Origin of the sequence: Pseudomonas meliae, assembly GCF_001400515.1 — a bacterium.
In the GTDB taxonomy this organism is placed as follows: domain Bacteria; phylum Pseudomonadota; class Gammaproteobacteria; order Pseudomonadales; family Pseudomonadaceae; genus Aquipseudomonas; species Aquipseudomonas amygdali.
The window spans coordinates 8,705-10,860 of record NZ_LJQT01000383.1 but is presented as its reverse complement, the minus strand read 5'-3'; the positions used below and the strand labels follow the sequence as shown (position 1 = coordinate 10,860).

At 58.0% G+C, this 2,156-nt stretch carries 1 protein-coding gene; it reads left to right on the top strand.

The features are described 5' to 3' along the window. The first annotated feature begins 515 nt into the window (after positions 1–515). Entirely contained in the window at positions 516–2,135 is a 1,620-nt protein-coding gene (locus ALO64_RS17955) for a glucan biosynthesis protein D (RefSeq protein WP_044345169.1), read from the top strand. The last annotated feature ends 21 nt before the right edge of the window (positions 2,136–2,156 follow it).

The window sequence follows — 2,156 nt, the reverse complement described above, 5'->3', positions numbered from 1 at the left end:
AATGGGGAAGCCCTTGTAGTTACGATATAACACGCAGAGTGAAACTTTCGTCAGGACTATTGCCTGAACGAATACGATATAGCGGCAAATGATTGGGCTGGATATCGTGCAGATGCTCCGCGCCAGCATGCGGTACTGGACGCTCTGCCTGCGGCAGACTGACATTTGCTCAGTCTGCGACCCGGCAAAATGGTTGCTGAATATTGCGCGCAGATTTGAGCGCTCTGCGCCAACGCACCCTATCGTCCTGACCGGCGCTGCGCGCCCACCTCGCTCGCAAGCCTTGCGCCAAGCGGTGCCGAGCGCATTCAACCCACCCCAACAGGCCTGAAAAACGTCCATTCCTGCCATCTGGATGCCGCTTCCATTGAGCACAATCGGCGATTTTTTTTGACTGATTTCCGAACGGGATCTCGTCTTTGTTATCTGTTGTGGGTAGTTTGCGTTCGGCAAGGAGTCGTTGGCGCGCCATTTTTTGTGCAGGACGCACAGAATTACTCAGAGGCTTCACCCTTATGAATCGCAGAAATCTCCTGAAAGCGTCCATGGCGTTGGCCGCTTACGGCAGCGTGTCGGCCTCAGGGCTTTATGCTGCGCGAGCACTGGCCGCCGCAGCCGATGGCGAGATCGAACACTTCGATTTTGCAGAGCTGCAAGCCCATGCCAAGAAGCTCGCAGGCAAAGGCTATGTGAGCAACAAGCAAGTGCTGCCACCCGTCCTGGCAGATATGACGCCGCTGCAATTCAATGCCATTCGCTACGACCCGAACCACTCACTGTGGAAAGACGTCCACGGTCAGCTCGACGTGCATTTCTTCCATGTCGGCATGGGTTTCAAGACGCCGGTGCGCATGTACAGCGTCGACCCGCAGAACAAGCAGGCGCGCGAAGTGCATTTCCGCCATGACCTGTTCAACTACGAAAGCAGCGGCATCGACAAGAATCTGGTCAAGGGCGATCTGGGCTTTGCAGGCTTCAAGTTGTTCAAGGCGCCGGAAATCGCCATCAACGACGTTGTTTCGTTCCTCGGTGCCAGCTATTTCCGGGCCGTGGACAGCAATAAGCAATACGGTTTGTCGGCCCGCGGCCTGGCCATCGACAGTTACGCCAAGCGTCAGGAAGAATTCCCCGACTTCACCAAGTTCTGGTTTGAAACGCCAGACAAGAACGCCACACGCTTTGTGGTTTACGCACTACTCGACTCGCCCAGTGCAACCGGTGCCTACCGCTTCGACATCGACTGTCAGGCTGGCCAGGTAGTCATGGAAATCGACGCGCACATCAATGCCCGTACCGATATCCAGCAACTGGGCATTTCGCCGATGACCAGCATGTTCAGTTGCGGCACTCACGAGCGCCGCATGTGCGACACCATCCACCCGCAAATTCACGATTCGGATCGCCTGTCGATGTGGCGCGGTAATGGTGAGTGGATCTGCCGTCCGCTGAACAACCCGGCCAAACCGCAATTCAGCGCGTTCGCCGACACCGACCCGAAAGGTTTCGGGCTGGTACAAAGCGATCACGAGTTTTCCAGCTATCAGGACACCGTAGTCTGGTACAGCCGCCGTCCGAGCCTGTGGGTCGAGCCGATTACCGCGTGGGGCGAAGGCGAGGTCAGCCTGCTGGAGCTGCCGACCACGGGCGAAACGATGGACAACATCGTGGTGTTCTGGACACCGAAGACGCCGGTCAAGGCCGGGGATTCGATGAACTATGGCTACAAGTTGTTCTGGAGCCCGCTGCCACCTGTGAGCACGCCGCTGGCGCAGGTCCACGCCACTCGTTCAGGCATGGGCGGCTTCCTCGAAGGCTGGGCACCTGGCGAGCATTACCCGAAAACCTGGGCGCGCCGCTTTGCTGTGGATTTCAACGGCGGCGGTCTGGATCGCTTGCCGGAAGGCACCGTGATCGAGCCCATCGTCACGGTCACGCATGGCAAGGTGCAGGACTTCAACATCCTCGTATTGCCGGACATCAAGGGCTACCGCGTCACCTTCGACTGGGTACCGGACAGCGACTCGGTCGAGCCGGTTGAAATGCGCATGTTCATCCGCACTGGCGACCGTACGCTGAGCGAAACGTGGATGTACCAGTACTTCCCGCCAGCACCTGACAGACGCAAGTACCCGTAGTCCGCAGATAGGTGACGCAGA

What these genes read in the sequence shown, in the direction of transcription:
- ALO64_RS17955 (WP_044345169.1), top strand. Translation starts at nt 516, where the DNA reads ATGAATCGCAGAAATCTCCTGAAAGCGTCCATGGCGTTGGCCGCTTAC.